The following is a 16,580-nucleotide window of genomic DNA, read 5'->3' as shown; positions in this document are numbered from 1 at the left end:
TGCCATGAATGACACGACACAGCTGCCGGTCGGTCCCCGGCCTGTGCGCGACCGGCGCGGGGCGGCCACCGCCGCCCCGCCCCAGCCGCCGCCGGCGGCGCGCCGCCGACCCCGCTCCGAGCAGTGGGCGGCCTGGGGCTTCCTGACACCGGTGATCATCTACCTGGTCGTCTTCTACGCCTACCCGCTCTACCGCAACATCGACCTGAGCCTGCGGAACTACACGGTGCGCTCCTTCGTGCAGGGCGACGCGCCGTTCACCGGCCTGGCGAACTACCAGAAGGTCCTGGACGACCCCACCTTCGTCCCCGCGCTGCTGCACACCGTGGTCTTCACCACCGTCTCGCTCGTCTTCCAGTACTCGATCGGCCTGGCCCTGGCGGTGTTCTTCATCCGCCACTTCCCGCTGTCGGCCACCCTGCGGGCGCTGTTCCTGGTGCCCTGGCTGCTGCCGCTGATCGTGTCCGGCTCCACCTGGTCGTGGATGCTCAACAGCGACTCGGGGGTGGTCAACGCCGCACTGCACGCGGTCGGCATCGGCCAGGTGGACTGGCTCACCTCGCCCGCCTGGTCGCTGGCGTCGGTGACGGTCGCCAACATCTGGATCGGCGTCCCGTTCAACCTGGTGGTCCTCTACAGCGGGCTGCAGTCCATCCCCGAAAGCCTCTACGAGGCGGCGTCCCTCGACGGAGCCGGCGCCTGGCAGCGGTTCAGGCACGTCACCTTCCCGCTGCTGCGGCCGGTGTCCGCGATCACCCTGCTGCTCGGCCTGATCTACACCCTCAAGGTCTTCGACATCATCTGGATCATGACCAAGGGCGGACCGAACGACTCCTCCACCACCTTGGCCACCTGGTCGTACCACCTGGGCTTCGGCAGTCTGCTGCCCGCCTTCGGCCCGGGCGCCGCGGTCGGAAACCTGCTGGTCCTCACCGCGCTGGGCTTCGGCCTGATCTACATCCGCCTCCAGCGAAGGCAGGACAGCGCATGACGGCACAACGACCCACCGGGTCCGCCTGGTGGAAGACGGCGATCGGGGTGCTGCTGACCGCGGTGATGCTCTTCCCGGTCTACTGGATGGTGAACGTCTCGTTCACCCGCGACAAGGACATGCGCAAGAGCCCGCCGAACCTGTTCCCCACGCACGGCACGCTGGAGGGCTACCGCGCCGTCCTGGACCAGCAACTGCCCTACCTCGGTACCAGCCTGGTCATCGGGCTCGGCACCGTCGCACTCACCGTGCTGCTCGCCGCACCCGCCGGGTACGCCCTGGCCAAACTGCGGCCGCGCGGCGGTGGGCTGCTCAACTTCGTACTGCTGGCCGCGCAGATGGTGCCGGGGATCATCATGGCGATGGGCTTCTACGCCATCTACCTCAACCTGGGCATGCTGCAGTCCGTGCTGGGCCTGATCGTGGCGGACTCCACGCTCGCCGTCCCCTTCGCGGTCCTGATCTTCACCGCCTTCATGTCGGGCATCCCCGGCGAACTCCTCCAGGCGGCTAAGACCGACGGCGCCGGCCAGCTGCGGACCTTCTGGTCCATCGTGCTGCCGATGAGCCGCAACGCGGTGGTCACGGTCTCGTTGTTCGCCTTCCTGTGGGCCTGGTCGGACTTCGTCTTCGCCAGCACCCTCGACGGCGGCGGCGGGCAGCAGCCGATCACCCTCGGCATCTACCACTACATCGGCAACAACAACCAGCAGTGGAACGCGATCATGGCCACCGCCGTGGTCGCCTCGTTGCCCGCCGCGCTCGTCCTGGTACTCGCCCAGCGGTATGTCGCCGCAGGAGTGACCACCGGAGCCGTCAAGGACTGACGACCCGGCCCCTCGCAGACATCCCGCCCCTGTCACAGAAACGAGTCCCCTGTCCATGACCGAAACCCGTACCGGCCCGGCCTTCCCGGTCGACGAGATCCCGTTCAGCACGTACGGGTCCTGGTTCTGCTTCTCACGCGTCGTCGCGCAGCACGCCCGTGCGCAGGACCTGCACCTGATCTCCCATCAGACCGGTCTCCATCCGGTCCTGTGCCTGGTGCCGGTCGACTCGGCGACCGGCACCAGGCTCGGTGCCACCGTGCTGGCGACTCCCGGCATGCTCAGCTGGGAGCACCCCGCCGGCCGGATCGACCTGGCCTACCAGTCGCCCGACACCGTGCGGCTTCGCGGCACCGGGACGGCACTGCGGATCGAATCGGCCGCACCGCAGCTCACCCCGTTCGGGGGCACCTACTTCTACCGCGACCCGGTCGACGGCTCGTACGTCTTCACCAGCTACGAGACCGGCCGCCGGTACCGGGTCACCCTGCTGCGCGGCCGAGTGGAGGAGGTCCTCGGCGCCCAGGCCCTGGGCGGCGCCGACCGCCAGCTCGTGCTGGCGGGCGAAGCCGGTACCGAGGAGGATTGGGAGGCGGCGATCGAGGAACTCGACAACACCCGCGCGCCGTTCACGGCAGCCTCGGAGTTCGACGCGGTCGTGGCCGCTGTGCGGGAGTCCTTCGCCGCCTTCGTCGACGAGGTCGCGCCCTGGCGCTTGCCGGACACCCCGGCCGCCGAACTGGCCGCGTACGTGCTCTGGTCGGCGACCGTCCGCCCGGCCGGGTTCCTCGCCCGACCCGGGGTCCTGATGTCCAAGCACTGGATGGACAAGGTCTGGAGCTGGGACCACTGCTTCAACGCCCTCGCCCTGGCCGGGGGCCGCCCCCTGCTGGCCCTGGACCAGTTCTCGCTGCCCTTCGACCACCAGGACGAGACCGGCGCGCTCCCGGACTCCGTCACCCACTCCGAGGTGCTGTACAACTTCGTCAAACCGCCGATCCACGGCTGGACCGTGCACAACCTGCGCCGGCGCGTCGCCGAGCCGCTGTCGCACGAGGAACTGGCCGAGCTCCACGACAAGTTGGCGCGCTGGACCGCCTTTTGGCTGGAGCACCGACGCGCCCCCGGCAGCCGGCTGCCGCACTACCAGCACGGCAACGACAGCGGCTGGGACAACGCCACCATCTTCGATCCCGCGCGGGTGGTCGTCACCGCCGACCTGGCCGCCTTCCTCGTCCTGCAGCTGCACGAACTCGCCGACCTGGCAACTGAACTGGGGCGCCACGAGCAGGCCGCGGCCTGGCGCGGCACCGCCGCCGAGACCCAGACCGCGATGATCGAGGAGCTGTGGAACGGCGAGGGCTTCCTCGCCCGAGCCGCCGATGCCGACGCCGACGCCGACACTGACGCCGACGACACCTGGACCAGCCGCAGCCTGCTGCAGCTGATGCCCATCGTGCTGGGCGACCACCTCCCCGAGGAGGTCAGCACCGTCCTCGCCCGCCGCATCGAGGAGCACCTCACCGCGTACGGGCTGGCGACCGAAGCCCCGGACTCCCCGCACTACCAGGACGACGGCTACTGGCGCGGCCCGATCTGGGCCCCCTCCACCGTCCTGATCGAGGACGGCCTGCGCCGCGCCGGTCAGGTGGAACTGGCCGACGAGATCAGCGCGCGCTTCCGGGCACTGTGCGAGACCTCCGGGTTCGCCGAGAACTTCGACGCCCGCACCGGCGCCGGACTGCGCGACCGCGCCTACACCTGGACCGCGGCCGCCTACCTCCTGCTGGCGGAAGCCCACGCCGGTCGCCGTGAGCTCGCCCTGCTCACCGACCTCGGTGGCACCCTGCCCCGCTGAGCCGTCCACCCCCGTCCCGGCGAGCCGTCACCCGCGCCGGGACATCCCAGACTTCCCGGGCCACCCCGGCCCGGGAGCCCCCACCCACCACGGGAGAGCACCTTGCGCATGACCCCCCTCGCGCGCGTCCGCTCCGGAGCCGCCCGCAAAACAGCCACACTGGCGGCAGCCCTGCTCGCAGCCCTGGGCAGCGTGGCGCTGCCCGCCACCTCGGCCCACGCCGCCGACACCTCCGTCACCGTCGACTTCGCCAACGCCGGCGGGGCCCCCACGTACCACGCGTCCGGCACCCTCTACGGGATGACCCCGGACGGGACGTTACCGCAGGACCACTTCTACACGGACCTCAAGTGGCACTTCGAGCGGGCCGGCGGTGCCCAGCTCAACAGCGGCGGCTACTCCACCAGCCTCGCCGGCTACCAGACCCGCTGGAACGCCACCCTGGCCCAGGCCAAGCGCACCGCCGCCCTCGGCGGCACCTTCATCCTCCTGCCGCACGACCTGTGGGGCGCCGACGGCACCACCAACGTGACGGCCTTCCCCGGCGACAACGGCGACTGGACGCTCTTCGACAACTTCGTCAACCAGCTCTTCTCCGACGTCAAGGCCAACCACCTGACGGTCCAGTGGGACCTGTGGAACGAGCCGGACGGCAGCGGCTTCTGGGCCCGCAGCCAGACCCAGTACCTGCAGATGTGGTCCCGCTTCTACGCCGATGTCCGGTCCAACTTCCCCGGCCAGCTCATCGTCGGACCCAGCATGGCGGGCCAGCCCACCGCCGGCACCACCTGGTGGACCAATTACCTGAACTACGTCAAGGCGAACAACGTCGCCCCGGACATCTACAGCTGGCACTCAGAGCCGGCCGACCCCGTCTCCGGAGCCTCGAGCGCCAACTCCACCCTCGCCGCGCACGGCCTGACCAACACCCGCCCGTACCAGATCAACGAGTACGCGGGGCTCTCCCAGCAGAACCCGGGCGGGGGAGGCTGGTACATCGGCCGCCTGGAGCGGGCCGGCGCCGACGGTCTGCGCGGCAACTGGGCCTCCGGCGGTGCCCTGCACGACTACGAGGCGAACCTGCTCACCAAGAACAGCTCCGGCCAGTACCTGCCGCGCGGTGAGTGGTTCATGTACCGCTACTACGGCTCGCAGACCGGAAACATCGTCAACCTGGTGCCCGGCAACGGCATCGACGGCCTCGCCACCAAGGACAACACCGCGGGCAACGCCAAGATCCTGCTCGGCTCCAACGGGAACACCGGCAACGTCACCGTCAACCTGACCGGCCTGAACACCACCTCCGTGGTGCAGAACGGCCGGGTCCGCGCCGTCGTGCAGCGGATCCCCGACGGCAACGCGGTCGCCGGACCCGTCACCGTCTCCGACACCACCCTGACCACCGCCAACAACACCGCCGCGGTGACCATCCCGTACACCAACGCCAAGGACGGCTACACCGTCACCCTGCTCCCGCCGTCCAACACCACGATCTCCACCGTCGCCGTCAGCGAGAACAGCGGCCAGTGCCTGGACGACACCAACATCTCCAAGAGCCCCGGCACCCAGTACCAGCAGTACTACTGCGAGGGCGGCTACCAGCAGCTGCTCGACCTCAAGCCGGTGGCTGGAAAGGCCAACACCTACACCGTCGTCAACGAGCTCAGCGGCCTCTGCCTGGACGTCAGCGGCGCCTCCACCACCGACGGCGCCGCCGTCGAGCAGTGGACCTGCAACGGGCAGACCAACCAGCAGTTCACCCTCAACCCCGTCACCGCACTCGGCAACAGCCAGGACTACCAGCTCGTCGCCGCCCACAGCGGCAAGTGCGTCGACGTCACCGGAGTCTCCACCGCCCCCGGTGCCCTGATCGACCAGTGGACCTGCGACACCGGCAGCGTCCTCAGCACCAAGAAGAACCAGATCTGGCGGCTGCAGGGCAAGGCCTGACCACCACCCGCATGAGCAGAGCGGGCCACCCACCGGGCGGCCCGCTCCATGCGCACAGTCGGAGTGAGAGCATCGAACTGGTACCCGCAATTTGACGATTCTGCTGTGCAGACAGGCGCTGGTCGGGCTTGAGCTCGAGTGCTCTTCCGGCTGAGCAGGCCCATCAGATGCTCTTGCGTCGTGGCGGGCATGGCGATCAGTGATTCAGCCATCGCGGACGTCCTTGCCGCCTACCTTGCGCGACACCCGGACGAAGTGGAGCAGCTGTCCGAGCCATTGCGGCTCCTCGCCGAAGGGCGGGACTTCGCCTCACGGCGGAGCTTCCCCATGCACGTGACCGTTGGCGCGCTCCTTGTTCGCGCCGACGCTGAGGTCCTGCTCATCGAGCACTTGGCGTACGGGATCACACTGCAGCCTGGGGGCCACCTTGAGCCCACCGACGACGATCTGTGCGCCGCAGCACTGCGCGAACTGACGGAGGAGACCGGGCTGAACCCCGCCGATGTGGTCCCAGCGTCGCAGACACCTGTGTACATCGAGTACGGCCAGGTCCCGGCTCGCCCGGAGAAAGATGAGCCGGCCCACCATCATCTTGACCTTGGAATCGTGTTCAGGACGATTCACGCGAATGTGGATGTGGGTCCTCTCCAGGAGTCCGAGGTGACAGGCGCGGCCTGGTACCGGCTCGCCACGGCTGAGCGTCTGGTCGGGCCCCGCATCGCTCGGGCGGTCAGCGCACCGGCTCTGCTCGGCTGATCCCCCGTCAGACGTTGTGGGCCGGGTAGCCCGCCCGCGCCCGCCCGCTGGCTCCACTCGCTCAGTCGAAGGACGGCTTGCGGTCTCGGCTCCGCTTAAGAGCTCGCGCAGATGGGCGTGCGCTCATGGGCGGCGGTTCGGGCGGTTGTCCCAGCGGTGGGTGGTCCATGCCCGGCGGATCAGGCTACGGATGGTGATGATCGTGTCGGCGAGGTCGAGGAAGGCGTTGATGACCGTGGTGCGGCGTTCGTAGCAGCGGGCGAGTCGGTGGAAGGCGTTCTGCCAGGCGTGGGTGCGCTCGACGTGCCACCGTTGGCTCGCCTGGATCGGCGCCTTCTCGCCCTTGCGCGCGATGCGGCCGTGCAGGTTGCGGGCGCTGAGTTCGGTGCGGGTCTTGTCCGAGTCGTACCCGGCGTCCAAGTGCACGGTGATGTCGTCGGGCAGCGGCCCGAGGTCGTCCAGTAGGTCCAGGGTCGGCGCGAGCAACGGGGAGTCGTGACGGTTCGCTCCGGCCAGGACCCTGCCGAGCGGGATTCCATAACCATCCGTCATGCCCGAGCGTTTCAGGCCCTGTTTGCCCCGATCGACCGGTGAGCGCCCGGCGGCCTCGCCGCCGCCGGGGCCTTGGTGATGGATCAAACCGCACCCGTCCGAGATCACCCTCGGCGCCTGGGTCCGCCGCGGCTGGGCCACCGGCTACCTACATCCTGACGCCCGGCTGCGGATCGTCCGCGCCGACCCCGACGAAGTCCAACGTACGTTCGGCTCGCTCCAGGTGGCCGGGTCGCCGAAGACGAACTCGGCGGTGTGCTTGGCCGGTCGTCCGCCCTTCGAAGGGTGGGCACAGGGCGAGGCTGGGCGGCGGAGCACCCGATCCGAGCGTTTCGCTGTCGGGTGCGGTTCCGTATGCCGCAAATCATCACAATCCGCACCCTAAGGACACCTGCTGTGATAGCTCGACACCCCACTCGGATCGGCCGGCGACGGGCACAGGAACCGGGTGTACCGGGTGTCGTTATCGAGGAAGATCTTGAGCCAGGGGATCAGGACCCGCATCTCGACCGGATTGGGGTGGGTGTAGTAGGCGTGATCGGCCCCGTCGATCTGCATGAAGGCGCTTCGGGTGGACGCCGGGAGCGTCGCGTACAGCGCGTCCACGGCAGCGGGGGTGACCACGGTGTCGTTCTGGCCGTCGATGACCATCGTCGGCACGGTGTCCGTCGACATGTCCTGCGTGGGCGAGTACGGCGCGAGCGCGACCGCCGCCTTGAGCGAGGGCCGGTTCTCGGCGGCGTAGACGACCCCGCCGCCGCCCATGGAGTGCCCGATGACGCCCAGCCGGCGGGGATCGACCCGGTTGCGCACAGGACTCTGTGTCGTGAGGTAGTCCAGCGCGGCCAGCAGCTGGGTGCCGCGCTGACTGTCGTAGTCGGTACGGCTGTCGGTCTCGATGCCGATCACCACGAAGCCGAACGACGCCAGCCGGGGGCCCATCCAGGCCTCCTCGTCGGCGAACAGCGCGGTGTATCCGGGCGAGATGGCGACCGCGGCCCAGGTCCCCCGGCTGGTGTCGGCCGGATAGTAGATCGTCCCGCCGTTGAAGCCGTCGCCGGGCGGAACGCTGACCTGTGCGGTGGTGAACGGCCCGGTCGCGGCAGCCACGCCGGCCAGCGTGGGATCCGGACCGCGCTGGGAGGACTTGGCGTCCGTCGTCGCCGGGCGGATCGCGAGCAGCGCCGCGGTCACGGCCGCGACCAGCGTCAAGGCGACGGCCGCGAGCGGCAGCACCGGCCTGGCCGGGCGCCCGGGGCCGGCCCCGCCGACCGCGGTGCCGGCCTCGGCCGACGGGGGCAGACTTCTGCGCATGGTCGCCCTTCGCTGTGAGCACTTTGAAACGCGATGTGCGTCACCGCGAGTTTGGTGCGTCAGAGTCTGCGGGCCCGGCAACACCAAGTCAATCGTTGTCGATATCGTTCTCTGCGTGTGGACGATCACGTAATTCCCCAGGCCCACGATCACGTTATTCCCCAGGTGCGGCCCTGATCTGATCGTTACTCAGGTTTGGTGGGGGTGCCAGCCGGGCCGGTCTTGGGTCGCTGTTCGGCCGATAGCTGGGGCCGTTCATGAACAGCTGATGGCTGTTGTTGATCATCCGGTCGAGCAGGGACTCGGCGACGACGGGGTTGGGGAACAGCGGATACCAGTCGGTCGGGGCGCGGTTGGAGGTCAGGATGAAGGACTGGCCGGTGCGCTCGCCGATGAGTTCGTACAGATCGTCGGCCTGGGCGGGGGTGAGCTCGCGCATGGCGAAGTCGCCCAGGATGAGGACGGCGGGGCGGGCGAGTTCGCGCAGGCGCTTGGTCCAGGTGCCGTCCGCGCGTCCGCCGACCCTGGACCTGCTGGACGACGTCGGGCCGCTGCCCGACGACATCACCGTGCACTTGGACGTCGGGTACGACTCGGACAAGACCCGCACCGAACTCAGCGCCCGCAACCTGCACGGCCGCATCGCGCGCAAGGGCGAGAAGGCGCCGATCCAGGCGAGCCAACGGTGGCACGTCGAGCGCACCCACGCCTGGCAGAACGCCTTCCACCGACTCGCCCGCTGCTACGAACGCCGCACCACGGACGCGCAGGTACCGTGCCTGCGCCAGGAACGCGACGGTCTGCACCTGGCTGGTCCTGGTGGTGGCGGTGTTGTCGACGAGGGTGGTCCACGCGCTGTTGTCGCTGGAACCCTCGATCCGGTAGTGGTAGTTGGTCTGGTCCAGCTCCGAGGCGAGCCGGGCACCCGTCAGCGGGCGGGCCGAGCCGACAGCACTCGAACTCCGTCCTAAGATCAGACCCGAGGTTTCTGTTATCGCTCACATTCCTGGGCGTCTCCTGATTGGAAGCGTCGAAGATCGGGAGACACCCCAGTGACTCAGCATCACAACACTCAGCAGCCGAGCCGCCGCAGCCTGCTGAAGCTCGCCGGTACGGCCGGACTCGCCGCCGCCGTCGCGGCGAGCGGCACGACCAGCGCCGCGGCGGCCCCCGCACCGGCGTTCGCGCACCCCGGGCTGCTGCACACCCAGGCGGACCTCGACCGGATCGCCGCCAAGGTCACGGCCGGCGCTCAGCCGTACCTGGCCGGCTGGCAGCGGCTGACGGCCAACCGGCATGCGCAGAGCGACTGGAAGGCGAACCCCCAGGCCGTGGTCTACCGGGGAGGCAGCAGTCCGCAGAACTTCCCGACCCTCTACAACGACGTCCACGCCGCCTACCAGAACGCCCTGCGCTGGCGGATCAGTGGCGATCGGGCCCACGGCGACGCCGCCCGGGACATCCTCAACGCCTGGTCGGTGACGCTGAAGCAGGTCACCGGCAGTGCCGACCACTACCTCGCAGCCGGCATCCAGGGCTACCAGTTCGCCAACGCGGCCGAACTGATGCGCGGATACCCCGGGTTCGACCTCGACCGGTTCAAGACCATGATGCTGCAGGTCTTCTACCCGGTCTGCGACAACTTCCTCCGGGAGCACAACGGCGCGTACATCACCAACTACTACGCCAGCTGGGACCTGCTCGCGCTCTGCGGCGTCTTCGCCATCGGCGTCCTGTGCGACGACCGGGCCAAGGTCGACCAGGCCGTCGAGTACTACCGGAACGGGCCGGGCAACGGCTCGCTCCAGCACGCGATCCCGTACGTGCACCCCGGCGGCCTGGCCCAGTTCCAGGAGTCCGGCCGCGACCAGGGGCACACCACGCTCGCCGTCGGCCTGATGGGCGCCCTGTGCGAGATGGCCTGGAACCAGGGCATCGACCTCTACGGGGAGGACGACAACCGCTTCCTCAAGGGGGCCGAGTACGTCGCCAAGTACAACCTCGGCGAGGACGTCCCGTTCACCCGCCTCACGTTCCAGCAGGGCGCGCCCCGTGTCTGGTCGAAGACGGTGGACGACACCAAGCCCTCCGCCGACAGTCGGGGCGATCTGCGCCCGATCTGGGCGGTGATCCAGAACCACTACGTCAACCGCCGCGGCCTTTCCGCACCGTACACCAGCGCCATGGCGGCGAAAGTCGCCCCCGAGGGCGGCGGTGGCGACTACGGTCCGAACAGTGGCGGCTTCGACCAACTGGGCTTCGGCACACTGGCGTTCACCCGTGACAAGGCTGCCGCTCCGGTGCCGCCGCCCACCGCGCAGGGCTCGCCGGCGGGGTCCGCCAGCCCGGTGGCGCAGGGCGGATCGCCGGCGGGCGCCGCAAGCTCCTCCGCGTCGCCTTCGTCGAGCCCGACCGGGGGTTCGGCCAAGGATCTCGCCCTCACCGGCTCCAAGGACCTGCTCCCGGTCACCGGCGTGGGTCTGCTCGCCATCGGCGGCGGCGTGCTGGCGCTGCGCGTCCGGGCCCGCCGCAAGGGCGCGCACCGCGCCTGAATCCGGGTAAGGCCGTTCGCTAGGGCCGGGCCGGGCCGGGTCGGGTGACTGGCCGGCCCGCTGCTCGGCGTGGATGTGGCAGAGCCGGGTCGTGCTGTCCCGCACGACCCGGCTCTGCCATGGGCGTGATCAGCGGGCGCCGAGGAGGTGCTCGAGAGCCAGCTGGTCCAGCTGCTCGAAGGCCATGCCGCGAACGGCCGCCGCCTCGGTGTCGAACTCCTCGAACGCGGTGCGGTCCGCGAGGAGTCCGGCGAGGCCGTCCTCGGCGGTGGGGAGGGCGAGTTCGGGCAGCCGGGAGGCGGCGAGCGCGGCCTGGACCTCCGGGTCGGCCCGGAAGGCGCGGGACCGCTGCGCCAGCAGCAGGTAGTTGCGCATGCAGCCGGCCGCCGAGGCCCAGACGCCGTCGAAGTCCTCGGTGCGCGGCGGCTTGAAGTCGAAGTGGCGGGGCCCGTCGTAGCCGGCCGACTCCAGCAGGTCGACCAGCCAGAAGGCCTGGCGCAGGTCTCCCGCGCCGAAGCGCAGGTCCTGGTCGTACTTGATGCCGGACTGGCCGTTGAGGTCGATGTGGAAGAGCTTGCCGTGCCACAGCGCCTGGGCGATGCCGTGCGGGAAGTTGAGTCCGGCCATCTGCTCGTGGCCGACCTCGGGGTTGACGCCGACCCGATCGGGGCGCTCCAGCTCGTTGATGAAGGCCAGCGCGTGGCCGACGGTGGGCAGCAGGATGTCGCCGCGCGGCTCGTTGGGCTTGGGCTCGATCGCGAAGCGCAGGTCGTAGCCCTGCTGCTCGACGTACTCGCCGAGCAGGTCGAAGGCCTCCTTGAGCCGGTCGAGGGCGGTGCGCACGTCCTTGGCCGCGCCGGACTCGGCGCCCTCGCGCCCGCCCCAGGCGACGTAGACCGAGGCGCCGAGCTCGGCGGCCAGGTCGATGTTGCGGATCGTCTTGCGCAGCGCGTAGCGGCGCACGTCGCGGTCGTTGGCGGTGAAGGCGCCGTCCTTGAAGACCGGGTGGGTGAACAGGTTGGTGGTCGCCATCGGCACCTTCAGCCCGGCGGCGTCCAGAGCGCTGCGGAAGCGCTTGACCGTCTGCTCACGCACGGTGTCGGTGGCGCCGAACGGGATCAGGTCGTCGTCGTGGAAGGTGACGCCGTAGGCGCCGAGCTCGGCCAGGCGCTGGACGGTCTCGACCGGGTCGAGGGCGGGGCGGGTGGCGTCGCCGAAGGGGTCGCGCCCCTGCCAGCCGACGGTCCACAGGCCGAAGGTGAACTTGTGCGCGGGGGTGGGGACGAGGGGGTCGGGGGACATGGAGCGGCTCCGGATCCGTGCGGGGGGTGTTTGTCAGGGCTCTGAACAAATTAGTATGCCTGGACGTCAGAAGGAACCCCCACCGGAGGAAAGCATGGCTGAGCAGCGTGTCGTCATCGGCGTCGACAGCTCGACGCAGTCCACCAAAGCCGTCGCCGTCGACATCGACACCGGCGCCGTCGTGGGCCAGGGGCGCGCCGCGCACACGGTCAGCGAAGGCGCCGGCCGCGAGAGTGACCCCGAGCAGTGGTGGCGGGCGTTCGGCGAGGCCGTGGCGGGGACCGGCTGGGCGGACCGCGCCGCCGCCGTCTCGATCGCCGGCCAGCAGCACGGTCTGGTCACCCTCGACGCGGCAGGCCGGCCGGTCCGCCCCGCGCTGCTCTGGAACGACGTCCGCTCCGCGCCCCAGGCCGCCGAGCTGCGGGCCGCATTCGGTGCGGCGGAGCTGGCCCGTCGCACCGGCAGCATGCCGACGGCCGCCTTCACGGCCCCCAAGTGGGCCTGGCTGCGTGCCAACGAACCCGCCGCCGCCGAGCAGGTCGCCGCCGTCCGGCTTCCCCACGACTTTCTGACCGAGCGCCTGACCGGCGAGGCGGTGACCGACCGCGGCGACGTGTCGGGAACCGGCTGGTGGGGCCCGGACGGCTACGACCAGGACATCCTGGCTCGGATCGGCCTCGACCCGGTGCTGCTGCCGCAGGTCCTCCCGCCGGGCGCGCGGGCCGGGGTCGTCCGCCCCGGGCTGCCGCTGCGCCAGGGAACGCCGGTGGCCACCGGAACCGGCGACAACATGGCCGCCGCCCTCGGACTCGGCCTGATGCCCGGTCAGCCGGTGCTCAGCCTCGGCACCTCCGGGACCGTCTACGCCGTTGGCCGGGACCGGCCCGCCGACCCGAGCGGCACCGTCGCCGGCTTCGCCGACGCCCTCGGCGGCTGGCTGCCACTGGCCTGCACGCTCAACTGCACCCTCGCCGTCGACCGCTTCGCCACCCTCCTCGGCCGCGACCGGGACGAGGTCGAGGACGGCGGCACGGTGGTCGTCCTGCCGTACCTGGACGGCGAGCGCACGCCGGACCTCCCGGGCGCCTCAGGCCTGGTCCACGGGCTGCGCCACGACACCACCCCGGGGCAGCTGCTCCAGGCCGCCTACGACGGCGCCGCCCACGCCCTGCTCACCGCCCTGGACGGCGTGCTGCGCGCCGGGGGCGAGGACCCGGCGGGTGACGAGCCGTTGGTGCTGATCGGTGGCGGCGCGCGCGGGCGGGCCTGGCAGCAGACCGTGCTGCGGCTCTCCGGCCGGGCGGTCCAGGTGCCCGACGCGCAGGAGCTGGTCGCGCTCGGCGCCGCCGCCCAGGCCGCCGCGCTGCTCACCGGTGAGCCGGCCGACGCCGTGGCCCGCCGCTGGCGGACGGCCGAGGGCCCGGTGCTGGAGGCCGTGAAGAAGGACGACGACGCGCTCGAACGGATCGGGGATACCCTGCGTCGGGCCGGCGCCTTGCAGGGTGCTCCGGCCGAGGGCCAGTAGACGGGCCCATCGAAGGGGACGTTCGCTGTGGGTGCGCGTGGGAATCCGCCGCCCAATTCCCAGGGAATGGGTAGAACCACGCATGCTCCCGGTGGCTCTGGCGTCCCATGATCGTGTCCGGCGCAGGGGGTCTCGCCGGGTGTTCGGTGGCGCCGTCCCCGTCGCCGCCGGTGCCCGGTCTCCCCGCGCTGGACCGAGCCGAACCGCTCGGTCCTTCGCTGTGCGGCGCCACCAGGCCCGCCCTCTCGAGGATTGAGAGCACCAAGTGAGACCGAGTACGAACGTGAGGCGCCTCGTCAAGGCCTTCGCGTCAGCCGCGGCGGTCGCGGCCCTGCTCGCGGGGCCCGTTTCCGCCGCCCATGCCGACCCCACCGATTCGCCTGCGGCGACGGCTTCCTCCGCGCCGGCCAGCCCCACCGATTCGCCTACGGCCACGGATTCCGCGTCGCCCACGGCCGGCCCCACCGATGCACCCACGGCCACGGATTCGCCCGCGCCGGCCACGGATGCCCCCACCGACTCCCCGTCGGCCAAGGCCACCTCCGGTACGTCCGATCCCTCCGACCCGCCCCCGCCGGCGCAGGACCAGCCGCAGTGGGGGCCGCAGGTCCAGCAGGTCGCCACGGACCACGCGGCGCTCGGCGTCTTCGGTGACTCCTCCGCTCCCATCGTGGTCATGCCGGCCGGTACCACCAGCGACGAGCAGGCCCAGGTCAGCGCCGCGCTTCCGTCCGACGCGCACGCCACCGTCCAGACCAGCCAGTTCACCAAGGACTCGCTGGCCGCTGTGACGCAGACGGTCACGGACCGGCAGTGGGCCCCCGACGCGGGCACCTACGGCGTCGGGACGCAGTACGACGTCCAGAACGACAAGCTCCAGGTGAAGAGCGACGCTCCGGACTCCGCCCTGCAGCAGCTGAGCGACGCCCACCCCGGGCAGATCGAAACGTCCCAGTCCCGACTGGAGCCGCAGAACACCAGGTTCGCCGACTGGTCGCCGTTCTGGGGCGGGAACGCGCTGATCGGCGCGAACGGCGGCGGCTGCACCGGTGGGTTCATGGTCAACGACCGGGACGGCGGCCACAAGTTCGTGACCGCCGCGCACTGCTACGGCTGGTGGACCAACATCTACAACCGCACGTACAGCGGGGGCGCCGGCAACTACGTGGGCAAGGTGTACAAGCGCGACACGAACATCGACGCCGAGGAGATCGGCGGCGCGGACTACGCTCCGCTGCTCTACACCGGCGGCTACAACGTCAGCGGCGCCAGCATCCGGGTCTTCGGCAACCAGCCGGTGTACTACGGCCTGAGGGTGTGCGTGAGCGGCGCGGTCAGCTTCAACCACTGCGGCCACCCGATCTCCAACGGCCAGTACAACACCTGCTGGCCGGGAACTGACGTCTGCATCAGGAACAATGCCGGGTTCGTCTTCGAACAGGGTGGCACCAACTTCCCCTGGTTCAACAACGGACAGCGGACCCAGCCCGGAGACTCGGGCGCGCCCATCTACATCACCGACCCCAGCGGCATCGCGGCCTACATCGTCGGATCGAACGCGGGAGCCTACTGGGACTGCTGCGGCCACATCCACATGGTCGGGGTGAACCTGGACTACATCCTCGGCTCCTTCGGGTCCCAGCTCGTCACGACGCACTAACTCCGCGCCGCAGGTGCCGGACACCCGTCGTTCGCGGGTGTCCGGCACCCTCCCCGCGCCCTCCCCGCGCCCGCTGCGCGACCGTCGACCCGTACCTCCCCACCACTTCAGGAGTCTCCCCATGCCCCGTCGCAACCGCCCCACGCGGGCGCACCGCAGCCGCCGAAGCGGCCTGTTCGGCCGGCAGTTCGGCACCCGACTGACGTCCTACGCACCCCAGTTGGGGCCGATCGTCGCGATACCCGGCGTCATGGTCGTGATCGCGCTCGCCGTCGCAGGGCCGCACATCTCCGAAACGGCGTCGCAGGCCCTCTTCACCGGCGACTGGAGCCAGTCGCACACCTGGGCGGGGATGCTGCTGAAGACCGGTCTCACCGCTCTCTCCTTCCTCGCCGTGGCGGTTGCCGCAGCCGTCGGGCACAGTGTGGCCGGGCGGTCCGCGGTCATCCCGGCGGCGCTGGGCGGTCTCGCCGCCACGGGTGTCCAGGCCGGCGTCCTCGCGGGTCTGGCCGCCGGGGCGTTCGCCGGCGTCACCACCCTCGCCCTGCAACGCGTCCCGGTTCCTCCCCGGTTGCACGGCCTCAGCTCGACGGTGCTGTTCCCGCTGGTGACGACCGTGGCCACCAGCTTCCTGGTCATCGGGGTCGTCGGAGAGTTTCTCAACTCGCTGAGCGAGTGGCTGCACGGCGAACTGGCCGGCCTGGAGTTCTCGAACGCCGTCGCCGCCGGCGCCGTCCTCGGTGCGATGGCCTGCGCCGACCTCGGCGGGATGGTCACCAGGACGGCCATCGGCTTCGGCTCGGTGGAACTGGGCGGCGACCCGTCGAGGTTCAGCACCCTCAACATGACCCTGATGGCCGCCGTCATCGCGGCGGGCATGGTCCCCGGCCTCGCCCTGCCGCTGGCCACCCTGGTGCGGCGCGGCCTGTTCACCGAGGGGGAGCGCGGCTACGCCAGGACGGGATGGCTGCTCGGGGCGGCCTTCCTCCCCGAGGGCGCGATTCCCTTCGCCCTGGCCGATCCGCTGCGGGTGCTGCCGGCCTCGATGCTGGGTGGTGCCGTGACCGGCGCCCTGGTCATGGACCTGGGTGCGACCAGCAAGACGCCGTACGGTGGCGTCTTCGCCCTCGGCGAGACCGGCCGGCCCCTCCTCTTCCTGCTCGCGGTCGTAGCAGGGGTCCTGACCACCACCGCCCTCACGGTCGGCCTCAAGAGCCTGCCGTTCGCCGCTCCCGCCCGAGCGACGGCGACCAGGCTCGCGACCAGCGGGTAGGGGTCCACGGGGACGACGAA

At 70.6% G+C, this 16,580-nt stretch carries 12 protein-coding genes and 2 pseudogenes; 10 read left to right on the top strand and 4 right to left on the bottom strand.

The features are described from left to right. Positions 1–4: 4 nt before the first annotated feature. The 5 genes from BR98_RS03215 to BR98_RS03195 all read left to right on the top strand — a co-directional run bounded on the left by BR98_RS03215 (position 5) and on the right by BR98_RS03195 (position 6,382). A complete protein-coding gene (locus tag BR98_RS03215; protein WP_035839828.1) occupies positions 5–991 on the top strand; it encodes a carbohydrate ABC transporter permease in 987 nt (328 codons plus the stop codon). Beyond that, positions 988–1,818 (top strand): carbohydrate ABC transporter permease, encoded by an 831-nt coding sequence (locus tag BR98_RS03210; protein WP_035839824.1) that lies wholly within the window; start codon positions 988–990, stop codon positions 1,816–1,818. The genes BR98_RS03215 and BR98_RS03210 overlap by 4 nt, the downstream gene beginning before the upstream one ends. A gap of 55 nt (positions 1,819–1,873) precedes the next feature. Next, positions 1,874–3,676, top strand: coding sequence for an amylo-alpha-1,6-glucosidase (locus BR98_RS03205; protein ID WP_035839823.1), 1,803 nt, complete (start codon positions 1,874–1,876; stop codon positions 3,674–3,676). Between the two features lie 108 nt (positions 3,677–3,784). After that, positions 3,785–5,626: an RICIN domain-containing protein gene (locus BR98_RS03200; RefSeq protein ID WP_051969245.1), complete on the top strand. Its 1,842-nt coding sequence runs from the start codon at positions 3,785–3,787 to the stop codon at positions 5,624–5,626. Between the two features lie 189 nt (positions 5,627–5,815). Next, a complete protein-coding gene (locus BR98_RS03195; RefSeq protein ID WP_035842694.1) occupies positions 5,816–6,382 on the top strand; it encodes an NUDIX hydrolase in 567 nt (188 codons plus the stop codon). Positions 6,383–6,505: 123 nt separating this feature from the next. Here the strand turns inward: BR98_RS03195 and BR98_RS03190 are convergent. The 3 genes and pseudogenes from BR98_RS03190 to BR98_RS38940 all read right to left on the bottom strand — a co-directional run. Further along, positions 6,506–7,033, bottom strand: a pseudogene (locus BR98_RS03190) (IS5 family transposase); the annotation flags it as partial. 282 nt (positions 7,034–7,315) lie between these two features. After that, on the bottom strand, positions 7,316–8,248 hold the full coding sequence (locus BR98_RS03185) for a dienelactone hydrolase family protein (RefSeq protein ID WP_083975913.1): 933 nt from the start codon (positions 8,246–8,248) through the stop codon (positions 7,316–7,318). Positions 8,249–8,402: 154 nt separating this feature from the next. Further along, on the bottom strand, positions 8,403–8,702 hold the full coding sequence (locus BR98_RS38940) for an ATP-binding protein (protein ID WP_232247330.1): 300 nt from the start codon (positions 8,700–8,702) through the stop codon (positions 8,403–8,405). Between the two features lie 17 nt (positions 8,703–8,719). On the opposite strand from BR98_RS38940, the pseudogene BR98_RS03175 reads away from it, so the two are divergent. Both BR98_RS03175 and BR98_RS03170 read left to right on the top strand, forming a co-directional pair. Then, positions 8,720–9,003: pseudogene (locus BR98_RS03175) on the top strand (transposase); the annotation flags it as partial. Positions 9,004–9,300: 297 nt separating this feature from the next. Continuing rightward, positions 9,301–10,800 carry an alginate lyase family protein gene (locus tag BR98_RS03170; RefSeq protein WP_232247217.1) on the top strand — a complete coding sequence of 500 codons (1,500 nt, stop codon included), beginning with the start codon at positions 9,301–9,303 and terminating at the stop codon, positions 10,798–10,800. 129 nt (positions 10,801–10,929) lie between these two features. Here the strand turns inward: BR98_RS03170 and xylA are convergent, their stop codons facing one another. Beyond that, positions 10,930–12,102 (bottom strand): xylose isomerase, encoded by a 1,173-nt coding sequence (gene xylA / locus BR98_RS03165; RefSeq protein ID WP_035839822.1) that lies wholly within the window; start codon positions 12,100–12,102, stop codon positions 10,930–10,932. Positions 12,103–12,196: 94 nt separating this feature from the next. Here xylA and xylB point away from each other — a divergent pair, with 94 nt between their 5' ends. The 3 genes from xylB (at position 12,197) to BR98_RS03150 (ending at position 16,560) form a co-directional block, all read left to right on the top strand. Next, positions 12,197–13,627 carry a xylulokinase gene (gene xylB / locus BR98_RS03160; RefSeq protein WP_035839819.1) on the top strand — a complete coding sequence of 477 codons (1,431 nt, stop codon included), beginning with the start codon at positions 12,197–12,199 and terminating at the stop codon, positions 13,625–13,627. A gap of 283 nt (positions 13,628–13,910) precedes the next feature. Continuing rightward, positions 13,911–15,287 (top strand): hypothetical protein, encoded by a 1,377-nt coding sequence (locus tag BR98_RS03155; RefSeq protein ID WP_035839816.1) that lies wholly within the window; start codon positions 13,911–13,913, stop codon positions 15,285–15,287. Positions 15,288–15,408: 121 nt separating this feature from the next. Then, complete coding sequence (locus BR98_RS03150) at positions 15,409–16,560, top strand: fructose-specific PTS transporter subunit EIIC (protein ID WP_051969244.1); 1,152 nt, start codon at positions 15,409–15,411, stop codon at positions 16,558–16,560. Positions 16,561–16,580: the final 20 nt, after the last annotated feature.

Origin of the sequence: Kitasatospora azatica KCTC 9699, from assembly GCF_000744785.1 — a bacterium.
Classification (GTDB): domain Bacteria; phylum Actinomycetota; class Actinomycetes; order Streptomycetales; family Streptomycetaceae; genus Kitasatospora; species Kitasatospora azatica.
This window is presented reverse-complemented; position numbering and strand designations above follow the sequence as displayed.

What these genes read in the sequence shown, in the direction of transcription:
- BR98_RS03215 (WP_035839828.1), top strand. Translation starts at nt 5, where the DNA reads ATGAATGACACGACACAGCTGCCGGTCGGTCCCCGGCCTGTGCGCGAC.
- BR98_RS03210 (WP_035839824.1), top strand. Translation starts at nt 988, where the DNA reads ATGACGGCACAACGACCCACCGGGTCCGCCTGGTGGAAGACGGCGATC.
- BR98_RS03205 (WP_035839823.1), top strand. Translation starts at nt 1,874, where the DNA reads ATGACCGAAACCCGTACCGGCCCGGCCTTCCCGGTCGACGAGATCCCG.
- BR98_RS03200 (WP_051969245.1), top strand. Translation starts at nt 3,785, where the DNA reads ATGACCCCCCTCGCGCGCGTCCGCTCCGGAGCCGCCCGCAAAACAGCC.
- BR98_RS03195 (WP_035842694.1), top strand. Translation starts at nt 5,816, where the DNA reads ATGGCGATCAGTGATTCAGCCATCGCGGACGTCCTTGCCGCCTACCTT.
- BR98_RS03185 (WP_083975913.1), bottom strand. Translation starts at nt 8,248, where the DNA reads ATGCGCAGAAGTCTGCCCCCGTCGGCCGAGGCCGGCACCGCGGTCGGC.
- xylA (WP_035839822.1), bottom strand. Translation starts at nt 12,102, where the DNA reads ATGTCCCCCGACCCCCTCGTCCCCACCCCCGCGCACAAGTTCACCTTC.
- xylB (WP_035839819.1), top strand. Translation starts at nt 12,197, where the DNA reads ATGGCTGAGCAGCGTGTCGTCATCGGCGTCGACAGCTCGACGCAGTCC.
- BR98_RS03150 (WP_051969244.1), top strand. Translation starts at nt 15,409, where the DNA reads ATGCCCCGTCGCAACCGCCCCACGCGGGCGCACCGCAGCCGCCGAAGC.